This is a genomic window from Thiemannella venezuelensis (assembly GCF_014203605.1).
In the GTDB taxonomy this organism is placed as follows: Bacteria; Actinomycetota; Actinomycetes; order Streptosporangiales; family Streptosporangiaceae; genus Planomonospora_A; species Planomonospora_A venezuelensis.
Genome location: NZ_JACHJJ010000004.1, coordinates 48,732 through 68,634, shown reverse-complemented (window position 1 = coordinate 68,634; position 19,903 = coordinate 48,732). Strand labels below are relative to the sequence as shown.

17 protein-coding genes are annotated in these 19,903 nt (G+C 71.6%); 12 read left to right on the top strand and 5 right to left on the bottom strand.

The features are described 5' to 3' along the window. Positions 1–19 precede the first annotated feature (19 nt). Entirely contained in the window at positions 20–1,204 is a 1,185-nt protein-coding gene (locus tag FHS22_RS07955) for a D-alanyl-D-alanine carboxypeptidase family protein (protein ID WP_260407765.1), read from the top strand. 21 nt (positions 1,205–1,225) lie between these two features. On the opposite strand, the gene tuf is transcribed toward FHS22_RS07955, so the two are convergent. From tuf to FHS22_RS07940, 3 genes are all read right to left on the bottom strand, one after another. Beyond that, positions 1,226–2,416: an elongation factor Tu gene (gene tuf, locus FHS22_RS07950; RefSeq protein WP_184939770.1), complete on the bottom strand. Its 1,191-nt coding sequence runs from the start codon at positions 2,414–2,416 to the stop codon at positions 1,226–1,228. A gap of 274 nt (positions 2,417–2,690) precedes the next feature. Continuing rightward, positions 2,691–4,052 carry an FtsX-like permease family protein gene (locus tag FHS22_RS07945; protein WP_184939768.1) on the bottom strand — a complete coding sequence of 454 codons (1,362 nt, stop codon included), beginning with the start codon at positions 4,050–4,052 and terminating at the stop codon, positions 2,691–2,693. A 5-nt stretch (positions 4,053–4,057) separates the two neighbouring features. After that, positions 4,058–4,825 (bottom strand): ABC transporter ATP-binding protein, encoded by a 768-nt coding sequence (locus FHS22_RS07940; protein ID WP_184939766.1) that lies wholly within the window; start codon positions 4,823–4,825, stop codon positions 4,058–4,060. A 128-nt stretch (positions 4,826–4,953) separates the two neighbouring features. Between FHS22_RS07940 and FHS22_RS07935 the strand changes: the two genes are divergently transcribed. After that, complete coding sequence (locus FHS22_RS07935) at positions 4,954–5,529, top strand: TetR/AcrR family transcriptional regulator (RefSeq protein ID WP_184939764.1); 576 nt, start codon at positions 4,954–4,956, stop codon at positions 5,527–5,529. A 54-nt stretch (positions 5,530–5,583) separates the two neighbouring features. Here the strand turns inward: FHS22_RS07935 and FHS22_RS07930 are convergent, their stop codons facing one another. Further along, complete coding sequence (locus tag FHS22_RS07930; RefSeq protein ID WP_184939763.1) at positions 5,584–6,426, bottom strand: TrmH family RNA methyltransferase; 843 nt, start codon at positions 6,424–6,426, stop codon at positions 5,584–5,586. Continuing rightward, positions 6,419–7,192: a DUF4184 family protein gene (locus tag FHS22_RS07925; protein WP_184939761.1), complete on the bottom strand. Its 774-nt coding sequence runs from the start codon at positions 7,190–7,192 to the stop codon at positions 6,419–6,421. The genes FHS22_RS07930 and FHS22_RS07925 overlap by 8 nt, the downstream gene beginning before the upstream one ends. 100 nt (positions 7,193–7,292) lie before the next feature. Here FHS22_RS07925 and FHS22_RS07920 point away from each other — a divergent pair, with 100 nt between their 5' ends. The 10 genes from FHS22_RS07920 to FHS22_RS07875 all read left to right on the top strand — a co-directional run bounded on the left by FHS22_RS07920 (position 7,293) and on the right by FHS22_RS07875 (position 19,862). Then, positions 7,293–7,940: a cation diffusion facilitator family transporter gene (locus FHS22_RS07920; RefSeq protein WP_184939759.1), complete on the top strand. Its 648-nt coding sequence runs from the start codon at positions 7,293–7,295 to the stop codon at positions 7,938–7,940. A gap of 174 nt (positions 7,941–8,114) precedes the next feature. Continuing rightward, positions 8,115–9,905, top strand: coding sequence for a substrate-binding and VWA domain-containing protein (locus FHS22_RS07915; RefSeq protein ID WP_338047649.1), 1,791 nt, complete (start codon positions 8,115–8,117; stop codon positions 9,903–9,905). 171 nt (positions 9,906–10,076) lie between these two features. Further along, positions 10,077–11,693 (top strand): RNA polymerase sigma factor, encoded by a 1,617-nt coding sequence (locus FHS22_RS07910; protein ID WP_184939758.1) that lies wholly within the window; start codon positions 10,077–10,079, stop codon positions 11,691–11,693. A gap of 153 nt (positions 11,694–11,846) precedes the next feature. After that, positions 11,847–12,218: a hypothetical protein gene (locus FHS22_RS07905; RefSeq protein ID WP_184939756.1), complete on the top strand. Its 372-nt coding sequence runs from the start codon at positions 11,847–11,849 to the stop codon at positions 12,216–12,218. A 101-nt stretch (positions 12,219–12,319) separates the two neighbouring features. Further along, on the top strand, positions 12,320–13,339 hold the full coding sequence (locus FHS22_RS07900) for a GNAT family N-acetyltransferase (RefSeq protein WP_221473446.1): 1,020 nt from the start codon (positions 12,320–12,322) through the stop codon (positions 13,337–13,339). A gap of 197 nt (positions 13,340–13,536) precedes the next feature. Then, positions 13,537–14,364 (top strand): glycosyltransferase family 2 protein, encoded by an 828-nt coding sequence (locus FHS22_RS07895; protein ID WP_184939753.1) that lies wholly within the window; start codon positions 13,537–13,539, stop codon positions 14,362–14,364. Between the two features lie 2 nt (positions 14,365–14,366). Continuing rightward, positions 14,367–15,308, top strand: coding sequence for a glycosyltransferase family 2 protein (locus FHS22_RS07890; RefSeq protein ID WP_184939751.1), 942 nt, complete (start codon positions 14,367–14,369; stop codon positions 15,306–15,308). After that, a complete protein-coding gene (locus tag FHS22_RS07885) occupies positions 15,305–16,108 on the top strand; it encodes a polysaccharide deacetylase family protein (RefSeq protein WP_184939750.1) in 804 nt (267 codons plus the stop codon). The genes FHS22_RS07890 and FHS22_RS07885 overlap by 4 nt, the downstream gene beginning before the upstream one ends. 35 nt (positions 16,109–16,143) lie before the next feature. Continuing rightward, positions 16,144–17,601: a lipopolysaccharide biosynthesis protein gene (locus FHS22_RS07880; RefSeq protein WP_184939748.1), complete on the top strand. Its 1,458-nt coding sequence runs from the start codon at positions 16,144–16,146 to the stop codon at positions 17,599–17,601. A 32-nt stretch (positions 17,602–17,633) separates the two neighbouring features. Continuing rightward, entirely contained in the window at positions 17,634–19,862 is a 2,229-nt protein-coding gene (locus FHS22_RS07875; RefSeq protein ID WP_184939747.1) for a hypothetical protein, read from the top strand. Positions 19,863–19,903: the final 41 nt, after the last annotated feature.

Sequence of the window (19,903 nt, the reverse complement as noted above, 5' to 3'; positions counted from 1 at the left end):
TTCTGCCACGATGATCCGCATGTACACCGGGGGAATCCGCCTGACCGCCTGCGCCGCCCTGGCCTGTCCGGCCCTCCTGGCCGCGGGGCTCGCCGCACCCGCCCACGCCGTGCCCGCCGCCGCTCCGCGCACTCTCACCGGCCCCTCTCCCGCCGCCGCCCCGTTCCCCTCCGGGGCGGCCGGTCCCTCCGGGCCTGCCGCCCCGGCCGCCCGCCGCGAGGCGCCCGCCGTACACGCCCGTGCCGGATACCTGGTCGACGCCACCACCGGAGTGGTCCACCTCGGCAAGCGCGCCACCGTGAGGATGCCGGTGGCCAGCCTGACCAAGGTCATGACGGCCTACGTCGTGCGGCGGGAGGCCCGGCTGACCGACGTCGTCAGGATCACCGCCGGGGACGTCGGGCACGCCAGGCGCAACGACGCCACCGACGCCTCGCTCCGCGCCGGGGAGCGGCTCACCGTGCGCGACCTGCTCTACGGCGCGATGCTCCCCTCCGGCGCGGACGCCACCCACGCGCTGGCCCGCGTCTACGGACCCGGCCAGGCCGGGTTCACCGCCAAGATGAACGCCGCCGCCCGCTCCCTGGGCCTGGCCGACACCGCCTACGCCAACGCCGACGGGCTGCCCCGACCGCGCGGGGGGTACTCGACGGCCGCCGACCAGGCGAAGCTGGCCGGGATCGTGCTCCGCGACCCGGTGCTGCGGACCGTCGTCTCCACCCGGAGGTACGTGCTGCGCAAGACCGGGGCGCACCGCGCCCACACCTGGACCAACACCAACGAGCTGATCGGCGAGGTCCCCGGCGTGCTGGGCGTCAAGACCGGCTACACCCGCGCCGCCGGCTACTGCCTGTCCTTCACCGCCGACCGCGCGGGCCACCGGCTGATCGGCGTCCTGCTCGGCGAGTCCAGGTCCGCCCGGCGTTTCCGGACCGCCGAGCGCCTGCTGGAGTGGGCCGCCGCCGAGGCCGCGCACGGCGACGGCACGGACGCGGGCGCGGGCGCGGGCGCGGACACGGGCGCGGGCGCGGACATGGGCGCGGACATGGGCATGGGCATGGACGACGGCGCGGGCACTGAAACGGGCACTGACACGGGCGGGGACGACGCCGCGGAACCGGGTGCGCGTGTGGAGAGCGCCGCCCGGACCGGCGGAGGGCCCATCCGGGGAACCGCCGCCCCCGTCCGGGGTGCGGGGCCCTGACGAGGGGCCCCGCACCGCATCTCAACCGGGCAGGGCGGTGACCGTGCCGGCGCCGACGGTTCGGCCGCCCTCGCGGACGGCGAAGCCGAGACCGGTCTCCAGGGCCACCGGCCTGCCGAGCTCGACGGACGCCTCGACCGTCTCACCGGGCAGCGCGAGCCCGTCCCCGCCCAGGTCCACCCGGCCCGGCACGTCGGTCGTGCGCAGGTAGAACTGCGGCCGGTAACCGGTGGTGACAGCCGTACGGCGCCCGCCCTCGGACTCGGTGAGCAGGTGGATCCGGGCGGTGAAGCGCCGGTGGGCCGTCTGGGTGCCGGGCGCGGCCAGCACCAGGCCGCGCCGTACCTGCTCGCGCCGGACCCCGCGCAGCAGCAGCGCCGCGTTGTCTCCGGCCTGGCCCCGCTCCATCGGCTTGCCGAAGGTCTCCACCCCGGTGACCACCGCGGTGAACCCGTCCCCGAGCCCCACCGCCTCGACGGTGTCGCCGACCGCGACGGTGCCGCGCTCGATCACTCCGGTGACGACGGTGCCCCGGCCGGTGACGGTGAGCACGTTCTCCACCGGGAGCAGGAACGGCGCGCCGGTGAAGCGGACCGGCACGGGCACGTGGTCGTCGACCGCCCGGAGCAGCGCCTCGACGGCGGCCGTCCACTCGGGCTCGCCCCGGAGGGCGCCCAGGCCGGAGACCCGTACGACGGGGACGCCGTGGTAGCCGTGCCCGGCGAGCAGGTCCCGCAGTTCCAGCTCGACCAGGTCGGCCAGCTCCGGGTCGGCGGCGTCGGCCTTGTTGAGCGCGACGACGACGTGCCCGACCCCGACCCGCCGGGCGAGCAGCACGTGCTCGCGGGTCTGCGGCATGATCCCGTCCAGCGCGGAGACCACCAGGATCGCGCCGTCCAGCTGCGCCGCGCCCGTGATCATGTTCTTCACGTAGTCGGCGTGGCCCGGCATGTCCACGTGGGCGTAGTGGCGGGTCGCCGTCTCGTACTCCACATGGGAGATGTTGATCGTGATCCCCCGGGCGGCCTCCTCGGGGGCCCGGTCGATCCGGTCGAACGGGACGAACGTGGCGCCGCCCCGGTCGCTGAGGACCTTGGTGATCGCCGCCGTGAGCGTGGTCTTGCCGTGGTCGACGTGGCCCATCGTGCCGATGTTGAGATGCGGCTTGGCCCGCGTGTAGGCCTGCTTGGCCCTGCTCCCCGTGCTCCTCATGTTCCTTTTCCTTCGGTGCTCGCCTGAGGCGGTGACCCGTGCGCTCGGCCGACCCTCCCCCACCGGGTCACCAGGACGTCCGGGGAAGGGTCAGCGCTCCGCGCCGCCGAAGGGGACCGAGACACGCGGCGTCGCACCCGCGGCTGCGGGCGCGACGGTGAAGGCGTGCCGGAACATGGCATCAATGATCGGTACGGCGCCGCCCGTCCGCAAAGGGTTTTCTCCCGCCTCGGCGGGCGGTTGGCCGGTCGGGGCGGGAGCCACCGCCGGGCGGTCAGGCGGCCGCCGCCTCGGCCGCCGGGGTGCGCAGGGTCCGCCGGGCGGCGGTGAGGCTGGTGGCCACGCCGATGGCGGCGGCGACGGCGACGACGGCGAGATAGGGGGCGGGCCCGCCTCCGGGGATGGCCGAGCCCGTTCTGGCGATGCTGAACGGGATGACCGTGACCAGCGAGGCGACGGTACCGAAGATCACTCCGGTGGCGGTGAGCACGGCGCTCTCGCCTGCCACCATGCACAGGATCTGGCGGGGCGTGGCGCCGATGAGCCGCTGCCGGCCGAACTCCCCCCGGCGATGGATCATGGTGGCGGCCAGGGTGTTGACCACCATGATGGCGGTGAACACCAGGATCATGCCGATGACGGCCATGTTGGTGGTCTGGGCGGCGTGGTGGTCGGCGGTCGGGGTGACGCCGGCGAGCGCGTTGGCCGCGGCGTCGGTGCTCTGCATGTAAAGGGTGCCGGTGGCGATGCCGGTGAACAGGATGACGGGCATCACCGCGGGGGCCAGCCGGTCGCTCCGTCCCGTGAGGTTCAGCCCGGCGAGGTGGCCGGCCGCGCCGCCGAACCGCTCCAGCGGGGCGACGAGCCGGGTGGCGACCAGCCTCAGCAGGGAGGGGGCCAGCAGCGCCAGTCCCGCGGAGAACCAGATGGAGGCGGGCCCGGCGGTGGCCATCGGCTCGAAGTCGCTCTTGCCGCGCATCACGGTGGCGGTGACGACGGCCAGGTCGGCACCGAGGAAGAGGAACAGGCCCGCCGCTGCGGCGCGCCTCCACCCCGGAGCCGTGCCGCCGGTGGCGGCGTCCAGCGCGGCGCCGGCGGCGCTCGGCCGCGTGACGCGCCGGGCGGCGAGGGCGGCGGAGACCACGGCCGCCGCGACCGTGACCAGGACCCCGAGGTGGACGGCGAACCCGCCGAAGTGGGGGTGGACGGACCCGCCGATCTGCCCGGAGCCGGCCAGCCACTCCACCAGCACCCGGCCGGCGAGCACCGCCGGCGCGACGGCCAGCACGACCGCGACGACGGCCAGCACCAGCGCCTCTGTGACGATCAACCGGTTGATCTGGGCGGGGGTCGCCCCGATGTTCCTCAGCAGCGCCATCTCGCCGGCGCGCTGGCGGACCGAGAGGGTCAGGGTGGAGGTGACCGCGAAGGTCACCAGGATCAGGCCCCAGCCGCCGACCACGGCGGCCAGGGTGTTCAGCATCTCCCGGCTCACCGCGTCGACGCCCGGCCCGCCGCTGGTGTCGAACAGGGAGCCGAAGGCCATCAGGATCGTCGCGCCGAGGAACATCGCCAGGAAGCTCGCCAGGAACCCGCCTGCGCGGCCGCGCAGCGAACTCAGTGCCAGAGCGGACATGCTTTTCACACTCCTTCGAGGATCCGCCGCTGCGCGGCCGTCTCACCCAGGCCGGCCATGCGCTCCGCGACCGCGTCGGCGGTGGGCTCCGGCAGGTGGCCGACGATCCGGCCGTCGGCCAGGAACAGCACCGAGTCGGCGTAGGCGGCGGCGACCGGGTCATGGGTGACCATGACCACGGTCTGACCGTGGTCGCGGACGGACTCCGCCAGCAGGTTCAGGACGTCGCGGGCGCTACGGGTGTCCAGGGCGCCGGTCGGCTCGTCGGCGAAGATCACGCTGGGGCGGGTGACCAGGGCCCGGGCGATCGCGACCCGCTGCTGCTGCCCGCCCGAGAGCTCGGCCGGCCGGTGGCCGAGCCGGCCGGCGAGGCCGACCCGCTCCAGCACCGCGACGGCGTGTCCGGGGTCGGCCTTCTCGCCCGCCAGCCGCAGGGGGAGCAGCACGTTCTGCAGCACGGTCAGCGTGGGCAGGAGGTTGAACTGCTGGAAGACGAAGCCGATCCGCTGCCGGCGGAGCCTGGTGCGGGCGGCCTCGTCGTGTCCGGCGAGTTCGACGCCGTCGACCACGACACTGCCGCCGGTGGGCCGGTCGAGCCCGGCCGCGCACTGCAGCAGGGTGCTCTTGCCCGAGCCGGAGGGCCCCATCACCGCGGTGAAGGTCCCCGGCGGCAGGGCGAGCGTGATGCCGTCGAGCGCGGTCACGGCGGTGGGTCCGGCGCCGTGGACCTTTCGGACGTCGTCCAGGCGTAGCGCCTTGGTCTGCCTTGTCATTTCCGGCTCCGCTCCGTCGGGGGGCTGTCGTGTACGACGGTACGAGGCTCTTGTTCATTTGCGCAAGGCAGTTGCCTAAATCGTTTGACTGAGGCGAATGATTAAGGCGTTTGCGCTATGGTGGAGTCATGGGAAACCGTGAAGACCTCCTCGACGGAGCGACGCGCTGCCTGTACGACAAGGGCTACGCCCGCACGACGCTCCGCGACATCGCCGGGGCGGCGGGCGTCAGCATGGCGGCCGTCGGCTACCACTACGGGTCCACCGAAGCGCTTCTCAACGCCGCGCTCATCCGGGCCATCGAAGAATGGGGAGCGGAGTTCGGCCGCGCCCTGGCTCCCGGCGGGCAGGACTCCGGCGTCCGGCGGCACGAAGCCATGTACGACCGGATCATCGACTCGGTCTCCGCCCACGCGCCGATGGCGCTGGCCAGCTTCGAGGCGTTCGTTCAGGCGCAGCGCACGTCCGAGATGCGGGAGCAGATCGCCGCGGGCCAGCGGGAGGGCCGCCGGGGCCTGGCCGCGATGCTGAGCGGCACGCCTGAGCAGGCCGTCGCCGACGACACCGCACGCACGCTGGGGTCGGTGCAGCTCGCCCTGATCACCGGGCTCATCGTGCAGTGGCTGACCGACCCGGAGAACGCGCCGTCGGGCGCCGATGTCGTCGAAGGGCTGCGCGCGCTCAGCGCCGGCATGCGCGACTGATCCCGGGCCCGCCCGCCCGGGGAGTCCCGGGCGGAGAGCCGCCCCGGCCTCCGGTCACCAGTCGCGGGCGGCCAGCTCGTAGCAGGCGATGGAGGCGGCGGCCACCACGTTGAGCGAGTCGACGCCCCGGGCGGTCGCGCGCGGGTCCATGCCGATCCGCACGGCCTCGTCGGCCTCGTGGAGCCACCGCGACGACAGCCCGTCCCCCTCCGTGCCGAGCATGAGGGCGCAGGCCGAGCGGAGGTCGAGACGGTTGAGCGGCGTGGCGTGGCTCGCCGGGGTGAGTGCGAGGAGGCGGTAACCGGCCGCCCTGATCTCGGCGAGGCCGCCGTACCAGTCGGCCATCCGGGCGTACGGCACGCTGAACACCGCCCCCATGGAGACCTTGACCGATCGCCTGTACAGGGGATCGGCGCAGCGCGGCGAGAGGACCACCGCGTCGATCCCGAGCGCCGCGGCGCATCTGAAGATCGCCCCGACGTTGCCGTGGTCGACGAGGTCCTCCAGGATGAGGATCCGCCCGGGATCGGCGGGCGTCCCGGCGGTGCGCTCTCCGCGCAGGGCGCCGTGCAGGAGGTCCCCCACCGAGGGCAGCTCCCGCCGCTCCATCGAGGCGAGCGCGCCCCGGTGCACCGGGAACCCGGCGATCTCCTCCATCACGTCGTCGTCCACCACGTGGACCCGGTCACCGAGGCCGTCGAGGACGTCGGCGAGGGAGCCGAGCCAGCGGCGGGTCAGCAGCACCGAGCGGACCGGGTAGCCGGCGGCGACGGCCCGGCGGATCACCTTCTCGCCTTCGGCGATGAAGAGGCCGTGCTCGGCCTCCAGGCTCTTGCGGAGCTCCACGTCGCGCAGGCCCGTGTAGTCGGCCAGGCGGGGATCTGAGGCGTCAGGCACGTTCGAATACTGCCATGACCTGCCGGAGCCGCCAGACCAGCGCGTAGGCGAACAGCCCCAGGAAGCAGCCGACCACCACCCCGGCGCCCAGTCTGGTCGCCATCGCGGCCCGGCTGTCCGGAGGGAAGACCAGCGGCCAGGTCGCCGCTCCCAGCAGGGTCGAGACGGCGGTCGCCGACAGGGCGCCGAACCTGGCCCTGCCGGAGACGGCCAGGCGGCCGGGCACGGGCCGGGGCTCCATCCGGGTCAGCCCGCGCCAGGCCCACCAGAGCACCGCGGCCAGGCCGACGACCGTCGAGACGTACTGGAAGACGCGGAACACCTGGATCGTCCCGGCCAGCCGCGCGTCCAGCCAGGCCCAGCCCCAGATGGCCGAGCTGTAGGAGTGGGTGAAGGAGTCCCACGCCATGTGGGTGAACGCGCCCAGCACCCCTCCGGCGAGCACGCCGGGCAGGTGGCGCAGGCCGTACCGGCGGGGGGCCAGGGCGGCGGCGCGACCGACCAGCGAGGGGGGCAGGAGCGTGGTCAGGGGGTCGCGGAGGAACCCGTGGAAGAGCACCATGAGCAGCACGACCGCGGGCGGCGCCAGCACGAGGACGCCCTTGGCGGAGTGCCAGATCGAGTAGTCGGGCAGGAAGGGCAGGAAGATCGGCAGATCGGGGACCATCGTGCCCAGTGCCAGCGCCCAGGGATCGAGCACCCGGCGGACCCGCTCCGAGGAGACGAGCGGAAGCACCGCCGCGATGTGGCTGGGTGTGAACGGCACGGCTCTCCTCGGTGATCGGCTGGCATGTCCCCGACGGAGCTTACGCGGCCGGGATCATCGCCGAGCGCCTGCGGCCGCCGCAGCGCAGTAACGTAGCGTGATGAGCAAACTACCCGACGTCGCCGTGCACGGAACCGGGGTGGTGCCGGCGGAGGCATGGCTGCGCGACGCGCGCAGGGCACGCACCCTGTCGCTGGTCACCCTGGGCTGGTTGGGCGCGGAGAGCGCGCTCGGCATCGCCGCAGGACTGTGGGCGCACTCGGTCGCCCTGATCGGCTGGGGGGTGTGGTCGCTGGTGGAGGCACTGGCCAGCCTCATCGTGGTCTGGCGGTTCACCGGGTCGCGGACCCGCTCGGCGGAGGCCGAGGAGAGGGCGCGCAAGGCGGTGGCGGTGAGCTTCTGGCTGCTCGCCCCCTACCTGCTGGTCCACGTGGTGCACGACCTGGACGCCGGGCACCGGGCCGCGCCCAGCGCGCTCGGGGCGGTGGTGACGGCGGTCAGCCTGGTGAGCATGCCGCTCCTCGGGGTGGCGAAGCGGCGGCTCGGCGCACGGCTGCACTCGGCGGCCACCGCGGGCGAGGGCACCCAGAACCTGATGTGCGCGGCGCTCGCCGCGGGGGTGCTGGCCGGGCTCGTGCTGAACGACGCCGGCTGGTGGTGGGCCGATCCGGCGATGGCGGTGTGTCTGGCCGCAACGGCCGTTTGGGAGGGCCGGAAAGCCTGGCACGGGCACACCTGCTGCCACTGACCGCATCCGCTCGCGGAGGACGCAGGCATTCATTACCGTCACGTAGCGTGATATCTACACCAAAAGGGGTGTTTTGCCACGGTAAGTGTTCCCAGTACAGTTCCGTGAATATTGCGGTTTACCTCCCGATAGGGTGGCCCGCTAGCTGCAGACATCGACACCGAAGAGGGCATCGTGGGCGGACGGCACCGGACGGATGAACTCGACGACGGCTACACCTCGTACCGTGAGTCGGCCCGCGAACCGGCCCGCCGCCGGCGGAGCAGCCGGGGCAAGGTGCTGGTCCCGCTGGCGGGATCGGTCGCCCTCGCCGTGCTGCTCGGTGTGGCCGCGTTCGTGATCATCAACCGGGACCGGGGCGGGTGCTCCGGGGACGAGGTCACGCTCCGCGTCACCGCCTCACCCGACATCCAGCCCGCCGTGGCCGAGATCGCGGGCCGCTTCACCAAGGCCGGCCACGAGGTCGGCGGCGGGTGCGCGAGCGTCAAGGTGACCAAGACCGCCTCGGCGACGGTGGCCGCGGGGCTGGGCGGGAGCGGCGGCAAGGTCGGCGCGATGGACCTGTGGATCCCGGACTCCTCCCTGTGGGTGAGCGGCGTCCGCGCCAAGAACCCGGCCGTGCCCGAGCCGACCGGTTCGGCCGCCCAGTCGCCCGTCGTCATGGCGGCCTCCGGCTCGATGGTCCCCAATCTGAAGAAGAGCTTCGGCGAGGCGAGCTGGAGCGGCATGATCAACGCCACGAACGCGGCCAACGTGGACGGTCCCGGCCGCAAGGTGCGCGTGCTCGCGCTGGACCCCTCGCTCAACGCCGCCGGGCTCGGCGCGCTGCTGGCCGCCTCCGGGGTGGCCACCGCGGCGGGCGTCGGCCAGGAGCAGCTGGTCGGCGCGATGAAGACGCTCTCCGGCTCGACCGTCAAGGACCAGGAGGCCCTCCTGGCCAGCCTGGGCGTGAAGGGCCGCCGCGTCCCGCTGGGCATCTCCTCGGAGCAGGGCGTCTGGGCCTTCAACAGCACCAAGAAGCCCGAGGTCCCGGCGGTGCCGCTCTACCCGGCCGAGGGCACCTTCAACCTGGACTACCCGATCGTGGTCACCACCACCGACGACGAGATGCGCGAGGTGGCCGCGGAGTTCGCCAAGGAGCTCGGCACCGACGCCGCCAGGAAGACCCTCCAGGAGCACGGCTTCCGCACCCCGGACGGCAAGGGCGGCGCGGCCATCTCCGAGAAGGGCGGCTTCCAGGCCAAGGCCCCGCAGGCGCTGGAGATGCCCGACGCCAAGACCGTCGCGCGCATGTCGCAGTCGTGGTCGCGGATGAACCTGGGCACCCGCCTGGTCACCCTGCTGGACGTCTCCGGCACCATGGCGCTCCCGGTGGAGGGTACCGGCGCGACCCGGATGCAGATGATCGCCAGGATCGCCGTCGAGGGCATGAAGCTCTTCCCCGCCAACAGCGAGATGGGGCTGTGGGAGTTCTCCACCCACCTCGACGGCCAGGGGGTGGACTACCGGGAGACGGTCTCGGTCGGCCCGCTGACCGAGACCGTGGACGGCGTGCTCCGCACGGACCTGATCAAGCAGAAGCTCTCGACCACCCAGGCCAAGGCGACCGGTGACACCGGACTCAACGACAGCCTCGCGGCCGCCTACAAGATGATGAAGGACGGCTACAAGAGCGACAAGATCAACACGATCCTCATCATGACGGACGGGGCCGGCAACGACGACCCCGACGGCGGGATGAGCAACCAGGAGATCGTGCGGTTCCTCAAGAAGGAGTTCGACCCGGAGAAGCCGGTCAGCATCATCCTGATCGCCTTCGGCCCCGACGCCTCCGCGGGCAAGCGCCAGATGGACGCCCTGGCCAAGGCGACCAACGGCGACGCCTACATCGCCAAGAACGTCCTGGAGATCCGCAAGTTCTTCCTGGACGGCATGGCCCGCCGCCTCTGCTCGCCCAACTGCTGAACTTCCTCCCCGCTGTACGGCCGGTGCCCCACGGGTACCGGCCGTCTCAGTTTCCCCAGGTCATGCCAGGTTGGCATACCAGGACAACCCACCATGAACAGGTGACGTCCTACGCGTGTGGGGTCTCGGGCATGGCCCGTGAACGAACCCGTACCGCGGGAGGAAAAGTCCGTGCCCGGATGGCCGACCGTCGGCCGAGCCGACGACCAACGACTCGTGGAGGCGCTCCGGCGCGCCGACACCCAGGCGCCCGCAAGCCTCTTCGACGCCTACGCCGAACGCCTCAACGACTACGCGTGCTCCCTGCTCGCCGACCGGGACGGCGCGGCGGAGGCCGTGCACGACGCCCTGGTCACCGCCCAGGGGCGCGCCGACCTGCTCCAGGACGCCGGGCGGCTGCGCTCCTGGCTGTACGCGCTGGTCCGCTCCCGGTGCGCGGCCCGGCCCCGGGGCGGGCACGGCGCGGCGCCGCCCTCGCTGCCCCTGCCCGCCGTGGACGGCCACGACGACCCCCGCGAGCGCGAACTCGCCGCGCTGGTCCACGAGGTCCTGGGCGAGCTGGGCGGACAGGAGCGGGAGGTCCTGGAGCTGTCGCTCCGGCACGACCTGGGCACCGGCGAGGTCGGGGCGGTGGTCGGGCTCAGCTCCCGGCAGGCCGCCGCCCGGCTCGGCCGGGCCCGCGACCATCTGGAGAACGCCGCCGCCGCGGTCGTTCTCGCCAAGGTGGGCCGGGCGCACTGCCCCGACCTGTCGGCGATGGTCGACTCGTGGGAGGGGCCGCTCACCCCGATGCTGCGCAGACGGCTCTCCGGCCACATCGCCCGGTGCGAGGTCTGCACCGAGCGCCGGGGCCGGCACGTCTCGGCCGGACGGCTGCTCGACATGGTTCCGGTGGTCTTCCCGCCGCTCTCCCTGCGCCGGCGGGTCGTCGAGACCTGCGTCAATCCCGAGCTGGACGAGGTCCGCGCCGCGATCGTCGAGGCGGGCGGCCCCTTCGACCGGACGGGCTTCCCCGTCGCGGGCGGATCGCGGCCCTCCGGGGCGGCGGGAGCCTCCGGATCGCGGCGCGCGGTGCGGCGGCGGAAGCCGAGGCGGAGCGTTCCGGTGATCGTGGCGGCCGTGTGCGTGCTGGCCGCCACGGCAGGCATGATCACGCTCACCGGGCTGGACCTCAGCGGAGGCCGCACGGGGACGGCCGAAGCCGCTCCCGGCACGGAGCCCGCGATGATCACCTTTGCGCCGCCCGCCGAACCGGCGCCCTCGGACACCGCACCGACGGAGACCCCCTCGGCGGAGGAGAGCCCGCCGCCGGAGCCCATCGCGGAGGGGACACGCCCGGCGGCGACGGTGCCGGTGCCCGCGCCCGGCACGGACCGGCGCCCCTCGTCGCGGCGGCCCAGGGCCACGCGCCCGCCCACCCCCCGGCCCGCCCCCGCGCGGCTGGCCGTCTCCTGCCCCTCCGACATCGGCCAGGGTTCCGGGCAGATCAGACTCACCGCGCACAACGCCGTCATCGAGTGGTCGGCCACCGCTTCGGGCGGGCTGGTCATCCAGCCCGCCCGAGGTCGGCTCAGGTCAGGGGCCAATGGAGTGATTTGGGTCACTTCTACCGGACTCGCCGAAAGTGGATCCGGCCAGGTGGTGTTCCGGTCCGACGGAGGGGGCGTCAGCTGCGCGATCTCGTGGGAAGCCCCTGAACCAGCGGCTTCCGAGCCCCCGCCGGACCCGTCTGAGCCGCCCTCGGAGCCCCCCTCGGCGACCTCCAGTCCGGCTCCGGAGATGTCTTGACCTTTTGACCACAGCTTGGAAGGTGGACGCACAACTCTTTGCCATCGGGTAAACCATGGACAGATGCCAGACGTCGGCATTGACGTCCGCACGGGGCGGTTGGTCACATGAGGTGGCGATCAGCCGTCCCTTTGTCCATCCCGGGAGCCAGAGATGTCGACCAACCGAAGAGTGTTCAGGTGGATACTCGCTCTGACATGCCTCTCCGGGGCTGTGTTGGCACTTGCAGAGATCGAGACACCACTCCGCCTGATTTTGACTCCTATGTTCCTTCTGATCGTTCCTGGGGCCGCAGTCATGGGACTGTTGCGTGATCGTGACCCTCTTGCGGCACTATCAGTCGGTGCGGCGGCAAGTCTCGTCATAAACGTTCTCCTTGCCACCGCCATGCTCTCCTTTGACGCATGGTCGCCCCGGGCCGGGGTGGCGACGATCGCGGTGCTGGGCGGCTTCATATACGTGCTGCGTGTTTTGTACCGGGGGGGCGGAAGCTTGCAGACCGAACAGGGGGCCAGGTCACGGTGAACATCAGCGTCGTTCGCCCAGGAGAACTCGGGGAGTCCGAGATCTCCCGTTGGCGGGAGTTGCAGGGGGCGGATCCCGCCCTCGACAATCCCTTTCTTTCCGTGGAGTTCGCACTGGCCATGGGGCGGTTGCGGGACTACGTCCGGGTGGCCGTCATCGAGGACGGCGACAAGATCGTGGCCTTCTTCCCCTACGAACGGCACAGCTTCGGGATCGGCAAACCGCTGGGCGGGTTCCTCACCACCTGCCACGGGCTGATCTCCGTTTCCGACCTGAAGGTGGACGTCCGCGCCCTGCTCCGCACGTGCAGGCTCTCGGTCTTCGACTTCGACCACATGGTCGCCGGCCAGCCGACCTTCGCGCCCTACCAGACCGACGTACGGCCCGCGCCCGTCATGGACCTCAGCGCCGGGTTCGACGCCTACGTCGAGCAGGTCCGCGCCAACTCCCCCAAGAACTACAAGACCGTCCGCTACAAGGAGCGCAAGTTCGGCCGCGAGCAGGGCGGGCTCCGCTTCGAGTGGGACTCCGCCGACACGGGGGCCCTGCGGCAGCTCATGCAGTGGAAGTCCGACCAGTACCGCCGCACCGGCCGGGTGGACCGCTTCGCCCAGCCCTGGATCGTCCGGCTGCTCGACGAGATGCACGCCGAGCGGTCGCCGCACTTCGCGGGCGTGCTGACCATGGTCTACGCCGGCGACACGCCCGTCGCGGGGCACTTCGGCCTGCGCACGGCCGACACCCTGGTCGGCTGGTTCCCCGCGTACGACACCGAATTCGCCCGCTACTCGCCCGGGATCGTGCACCATCTACTCATGGCGGAGCACGCGGCCGGCGCCGGCCTGCGCCAGGTCGACATGGGCAAGGGCGGACGCGAATACAAGGGCTGGCTAAAGAGCGGCGATCTTTTCGTCGCCGAAGGGCGCGTCTCTCGCCCGTCGCCGACGGCCGCCGTTCACTGGATGGGTCGGACACCCGTCAACAAAGCACGCACGATCGTCACCGACCGTCCTGAGCTGTATCGACTGGCCGATCGTGTGCTGAAAGGTTTCGGCCGGATGCGTACCTCCGTCCAGAACCAATCACCCAGCACCGCCGTCAAGGAAACAGGAGGGGTCTAGGCCCCTCCGCACGTCCCGCTATATCGCACAACGCAAGTCCCGTATCGCACAACCCAGCACCTCAGCCGCCGCCAGGACCCTTCCATGCATCCCTCACCGCATCTGCCATTTCCCTCGATCGTCCCGATCGCGTCTGGCTCCGGGTCCGTCTGGCAGTCGTCTCCGACGACCGACCGAACGGAAGGACATCCGTCACCATGAGTCCCGACATCACCAAGCACCCTGCCAACCCTCCGCTCAGGTCGATGCCCCCCATCGAGCGCTTCACGCCGCTCACGCCGCACGTGGCCATCTCGCCCACGGTCAGCGTCGTGGTCCCGGCGATGAACGAGGCGGAGAACCTGCCGCACGTGTTCGCCACCCTGCCGCAGTGGATCGACGAGATCGTCCTGGTGGACGGCAACTCGGTGGACGACACCGTCGCCGTCGCCAAGCGGCTCCGGCCCAACGTCCGCGTCGTCACCCAGACCGGCAAGGGCAAGGGCGACGCGCTGGCCGCCGGCTTCGCCGCCTGCACCAGCGACATCATCGTGATGATCGACGCCGACGGGTCCACCGACGGCCGGGAGATCATCCAGTTCGTGGGCGCGCTGGTCACCGGCGCCGACTTCGTCAAGGGCTCGCGCTACGCGTCCGGCGGCGGAAGCGACGACCTCACCTTCACCCGCACGTTCGGCAACAAGGTGCTGACCGGTCTGGTGAACAAGATCTACGGCACCCAGTACAGCGACCTCTGCTACGGCTACAACGCCTTCTGGGCCCGCCACCTCGATGTGCTGAACATCGACTGCGCCGGCTTCGAGGTCGAGACCCTGATGAACATCAGGGCCGCCAAGGCCGGTCTGAAGGTCTACGAGGTGCCCAGCCACGAACGCTGCCGGATCCACGGGGAGAGCAACCTCCACGCGGTCCGCGACGGCATCCGCGTGCTGAAGACCATCATCCGGGAGTGGCGCGTCAAGCCCGCCGCCCTGCTGCCGGAGCCGCAGACCGCCACGCCCGCCGCCGACCAGGGCGCCGCCTAGCCATGAAGACCAGCGTCGTCATCTGCGTCTACACCGAGGAGCGTTGGGAGGACATCCGGGAGGCCGTGGACTCGGTCCGGAGGCAGAGCCGCCGGCCGCACGAGCTCATCCTGGTCGTCGACTACAACCCCGACCTGCACCTGATGCTGAAGCGGGAGTACCCCGACGCGATCGTGGTGGAGAACACGCACGAGAAGGGGCTGTCCGGCGGCAAGAACACCGGTGCGGCGACCGCCTCGGGCGACATCGTGGCGTACCTCGACGACGACGCGGTGGCGGAGCCCGGCTGGCTGGAAGCTTTGGAGGAGGGCTTCCAGGACCCGGCCGTGGTGGGGGTGGGCGGCCTGACCAGGCCGCTGTGGGCGACGGGCCGTCGCCCGCGCTGGTTCCCGCAGGAGTTCGACTGGACCGTGGGCTGCACCTACCAGGGCATGCCCACGGCCCGGGCGCCGATCCGCAACGTCATGGGCGGCAACGCGGCCTTCCGCAAGGAGGTCGTGACGGAGAGCGGCGGTTTCCACACCGGCATCGGCCGGAGCGTCCAGGGCCGCAAGCCGCGCCCGCTGGGCTGCGAGGAGACCGAGTTCTGCATCCGGATCTCGCAGCGCATGCCGGGTTCGGTGATGATGTTCGAACCGGAGGCGGTGATCGGCCACAAGGTCTCGGCCGCGCGCTCCCGGTTCTCCTACTTCCGGTCCCGGTGCTACGCCGAGGGCCTGTCCAAGGCGCTGGTCGCCCAGAGCGTCGGCGCCGGCGACGGGCTGGCGAGCGAGCGGGCGCACGCGCTGAAGGCGCTGCCGCTCGGCGCGCTGCGGGGGGTCGGGGAGGCTCTCCGCGGCGACGTGTCCGGCCTCGGCCGGGCCGCCGCGATCGTGGTCGGCCTCGCCTGGACGACCTGGGGTTATGTTGTCGGCTCTCTCCGCCTGAAACTGGGGCAGTCATGATCCGCGTGCCCATCCTGATGTACCACTCGGTCTCCGACCGGCCCACGGCCGAGACGAAACCGCTGGCCGTACGGCCCTCGGCCTTCGCCGAGCAGCTCTCCTATCTCAAGGAGAGCGGCTTCACGCCGCTGACCGTGGCCGACCTCGTCGCCTCGCTGCACCGCAACAACGGGCGCTCCATCCCGGAGCGCCCGATCGTGGTGACCTTCGACGACGGCTACGAGGACTTCCACTCCGAAGCCCTGCCCGTGCTCGACCGGCATTCCTTCCCCGCCACGCTCTTCCTGACCAGCGGATGGGTGAGCGACGCGGGCAAGGACGCGGCGGGCCGGCCGCTCGACAAGACGGTGTCCTGGACCCAGGCCCGCGAGGCCGCCTCCTGCGGCATCGAGATCGCCGGGCACAGCCACAGCCATCCGCAGCTCGACCAGCTCCCCGAGGACCGGCTCCGCCAGGAGCTGCGCCGCAACAAGGCGCTGGTGGAGGACAAGATCGGAGCTCCGGTCACCACGATGGCCTATCCGTACGGCTACTCCAGCGCGCGCGTCCGGCGCGAGGTGCGGCGGGCCGGCTACTGGGCCGCCTGCGCGGTGAACAACGCCATCGCCGCCGACCGGCACGACGTGCTCGCGATGCCGCGGCTGACCGTCACCGACGGCACGACGATGCCGATGTTCCGCCGGGCGGTCGAGGGCAGCCGGATCCCGCTGATCTACATGAAGGAGCGCGTGCTGACGAAGGGCTACGCCGTCGTCAGGCGCACGAAGTACGGCTTGCGCAGGGTCCGTGGGCTCGCGTGAGTGACACGTCCGCGGGCGTGGGGGGAGACAGGGACATGAGCGAACTCGACGAACGGACGATCCGGGCCGATGCGTTCACGGACGCCGGCCTCGGGCTCCTCGGCGAGAGTCCTGCGGGCGCCGGGTCCCCGGCCCCGGGCGAGGCCTCCCCTCCCGGGCCGGCCGAGGAGGCCGGGCCGACGGGGCTGTGGGGCAGGCTCCGGCATGACCTGCGCAACCCGCTGTTCCGCAACGGCTACGCGCTCATGGCCAACACCGCCATCACGGCCGTGCTCGGCATGGGCTACTGGTGGCTCGCCGCGCAGCTGTACGACGCGGCGGACTTCGGGCGGGGCCAGGCCGTGATCACCGCGATGCGGCTGTTCGCCTCGCTGACCGCGCTCGGCTTCGTCGGGGCGCTGGCCAGGTTCATCCCGCTGGCCGGGCGCCGTACCCCGGAGCTCATCATCCGGGCCTACGTGATAGCCGGGGCGACCGGCGTGACGGCGGCGGTCGGGTTCCTGCTCACGCTGCCGTGGTGGGGGCCGACCTACGCCTCCCTGGACGGTTTCGGGCCGGGCCTGTTCTTCCTGGCCTCGGTGCTGGTCTGGTCGGTGTTCACCCTCCAGGACGTGACCCTGGCCGGCCTGCGCAAGGCCACCTGGGTGCCGGTGAACAGCCTCGGCTACGGCCTGGTCAAGATGGCCATGCTGGTCGGGCTGGCGTACGCCCTGCCCGACGGCGGCATCTTCGTCTCCTGGATCATCCCCGCCGCGATGGCGCTGATCCCGATCAACATCTTCATCTTCGGGAAGGTCGTCCCCCGGCACGTCAGGAAGACCGCTTCCACCGTCCCGCCGCCCCGGCTCCCGGAGATCGGCCGCTTCCTGGCCGGCGACTATCCGGGCACGTTCTCGATCCTGGCGATCGTCTACCTGATCCCGGTGCTGATCGCCGCGCAGGTGGACGAGGTGACGTTCGGCTACTTCTCGATGGCTCACACGCTGGGCTGCCTGATCGAGCTGCTGGCGATGAACATGGCGACCTCCCTCACCGTCGAGGGCTCCTTCGACCGGGACGCGCTGGCCGCCAACGCCCGCCGGGCCCTCCGCCGGGCGTTCATGATCATCGTTCCGATCGTGATCGCGACGATCCTCACCGGCCCGTTCATCCTGCGTGTCTTCGGTTCCGAATTCGCCGATCGGGGTACCTTGCTGCTGCAGCTGATGGCGCTCGCAGTGCTGCCCCGGGTCCTCATCGAGATCTATCTCAGCGGTCTCCGGGCGCGCGGGCAGGCACGTAAGCTGGCGCTCGTCCAGATGGGGCTGGCGGTTCTCGTGCTGGTCAGCACGTTGCTGCTCTTCCCCCACCTGGGCGTGAACGCGGTGGGCTACGCCCTGCTGCTGAGCGAGCTCGCGGTCGCCGGAATGATATTCGGCGGCCTTCGCAAAATGCTCAACTATGGCAAAACTTCGCAATCGGTCGTCGCATCAGGGTCCACGCAGCCCTCATGATGTTAGACGTGAGTCAATCGGCGGGTAATGACGTGACAACGGGGGCGGCGGGAACTGCCGAGGTCGAGGGAAAGGCCGACTCCACCACCGGGCCGCCGGTGCCCGCGGCCGGGTCCGCGCGGGCGGCCGCGCTGGTCCGGACGGCCGCCAGGTGGCTGCCGCCGCTGCTCACGGTCGAGGGCCTGGTCATGTACGTGCTGGCCCTGCGCGTCTCGCCGGGGCCGCTGCGCGGCGTCGAGGTGGCGGACATCGACGGGCTCGGGCTGATCTCGGCCCTGCCCGGCGCCGCGTTCGCCGCCATCCTGCTGATGATCACGGCGTTCTTCGTCACCATCGCGCAGAACACCGACCGCAAGTTCCTGCTGCTCTTCCAGATCTCGGCGATCACCTTCGCCCTGCACGGCGCCTCCGCCCTGATCCACGACGAGCCGCGCTTCCACACCGCCTACGTCCACGCGGGCTTCGTGGAGTTCATCGCCCGCACCGGCGAGTCCTCCCCGATCCTGGACGCCCGCTTCGCCTGGCCCGGGTTCTTCGCGCTGGTCGCGTTCGTCACCAGGGCCGCGGGGATCACCGACCTCACGACGCTCATGCAGTGGACCCCGCTGCTGTCCAACCTGCTCTACCTGCTGCCGTTCGTGCTGATCCTGCGCCAGGTGGTCGCCACCACGCGGGCGCGCTGGTTCGCCGCCCTGCTCTTCGTCGTCGTGCAGTGGATCGGCCAGGACTACTTCTCCGCCCAGGGCTTCACCTACGCGATCTACCTGGCCTTCGTGGCGATCCTGCTGCGCTGGTTCGGCAGGGTCGAACCGCGCGAGACGCCCCCGAAGACCGGCGGCCGGCTGCGGCGGCTGCTGATCCGGCTGGGCAGGCTGACCCCGGGCGAGCTGGGCCACACCACCGGCGTCTACGACCGGTCGATCATGCTGATCATGCTGATCGGCCTGTTCGTGGCCGCCACGACCGCGCACCAGATCACCCCCTTCATGATGCTCGGCGCGCTGACCGGCCTGATCCTGCTCCGGCGTTCGTCGCTCACCTGGGCCGCGCCGTTCTTCTTCGGCCTGATCGTGCTCGCCTGGATCAGCTACCAGACGACCACCTTCTGGAGCGGTCACCTCGACCAGCTCTTCGGCGGGCTGGGCAGGATCCTGCAGAACCTGCAGAGCAACACCGGCGACCGGATCGAGGGCAGCGACGCCAAGCACGCGCTCGTGCTGATGGCCCGGCTCGGAATCTGCGCCGTCATCCTGCTGCTGGCCGCCGTCGGCCTGCTGCGCCGGGTGCGCCGGGGCGTCGGCGACCGGGCCGCGCTGCTGCTGCTGTGCGTTCCGGTGCTCGCCCTGGGCCTGCAGAGCTACGGCGGCGAGATCGGTCTGCGGATCTACATGTTCGCGCTGCCGGGCGCCTGCATCCTGGCCGCCTACGCGTTCTTCCCGAACCTCCCCGCGGGCACGGCCGACAACCCCGACGAGACGGTGCCGATCCGCAGGCGGAACATCCGCTTCGATCCGCATCTCACCCGCCGGATCTCCCTGCTGCTGGCCGCCGCGTGCGCGCTGGCGCTCTCCATGGCCTTCCTCGTCGCCCGCTACGGCAACGAGCAGTTCGAGCGCGTCTCCACCGGCGAGGTCGCGGCGATGCACTACGTCTACCAGCACGACGAGCCCAGCGCCCGCGTGCTGTACCTGGTCCCGCAGATCGGCGAGGAGGTCACGCCGAGCATCCCCTGGGGCGAGGAGGACTTCGACAAGATCCGCTACGAGCAGGTGCTCGTGGACAAGAACCCCGCCGTGATCTCCTCGGTGATCGACAAGCTCAAGCTCTCCCCGCCCAACACCTACCTCGTGGTCAGCCGGGGGCAGGCCGCCTACCTGCAGCTCAACCACGGCTACCCGGACGCCTGGGACAGGCGCCTGCGGGCCGCCCTGGACGCCGCGCCGCTGCTCAAGCAGGTCTACGGCAACGAGGACGCCGCGGTCTACACGCTGCGGTCCTACCCCAAGGGCGCCGAGATCCCCGAGCCGGTGAGCCTGCGCGGCCCCGGCGACCGCAGCTCGCCGTGGACTCCGGTGGGCCTGGGCGCCCTGGTGGTCGCCTGGTCGGCGCTCTTCGGCTACCAGCTCGTCCGGCTGCGCGAGCCGGGCCGCGCCCCGAGGACCAGGCGCCTGCTGCTGTGGACCGCCATTCCGGCGTTCCTGCTCTCGGTCGCCGTGGTCGCCGAGCGCTTCATCGTGATCGGCCTCAGCGCGACTCCCTGACGAAATCCCCGGCCGGTCCCGACCCCTGTGGAATGATGACC

Bases quoted from the DNA above. Each gene is read 5' to 3' on its own strand.
- FHS22_RS07955 (WP_260407765.1), top strand. From the start codon at position 20: ATGTACACCGGGGGAATCCGCCTGACCGCCTGCGCCGCCCTGGCCTGT.
- tuf (WP_184939770.1), bottom strand. From the start codon at position 2,416: ATGAGGAGCACGGGGAGCAGGGCCAAGCAGGCCTACACGCGGGCCAAG.
- FHS22_RS07945 (WP_184939768.1), bottom strand. From the start codon at position 4,052: ATGTCCGCTCTGGCACTGAGTTCGCTGCGCGGCCGCGCAGGCGGGTTC.
- FHS22_RS07940 (WP_184939766.1), bottom strand. From the start codon at position 4,825: ATGACAAGGCAGACCAAGGCGCTACGCCTGGACGACGTCCGAAAGGTC.
- FHS22_RS07935 (WP_184939764.1), top strand. From the start codon at position 4,954: ATGGGAAACCGTGAAGACCTCCTCGACGGAGCGACGCGCTGCCTGTAC.
- FHS22_RS07920 (WP_184939759.1), top strand. From the start codon at position 7,293: ATGAGCAAACTACCCGACGTCGCCGTGCACGGAACCGGGGTGGTGCCG.
- FHS22_RS07905 (WP_184939756.1), top strand. From the start codon at position 11,847: ATGTCGACCAACCGAAGAGTGTTCAGGTGGATACTCGCTCTGACATGC.
- FHS22_RS07895 (WP_184939753.1), top strand. From the start codon at position 13,537: ATGAGTCCCGACATCACCAAGCACCCTGCCAACCCTCCGCTCAGGTCG.
- FHS22_RS07890 (WP_184939751.1), top strand. From the start codon at position 14,367: ATGAAGACCAGCGTCGTCATCTGCGTCTACACCGAGGAGCGTTGGGAG.
- FHS22_RS07885 (WP_184939750.1), top strand. From the start codon at position 15,305: ATGATCCGCGTGCCCATCCTGATGTACCACTCGGTCTCCGACCGGCCC.
- FHS22_RS07880 (WP_184939748.1), top strand. From the start codon at position 16,144: ATGAGCGAACTCGACGAACGGACGATCCGGGCCGATGCGTTCACGGAC.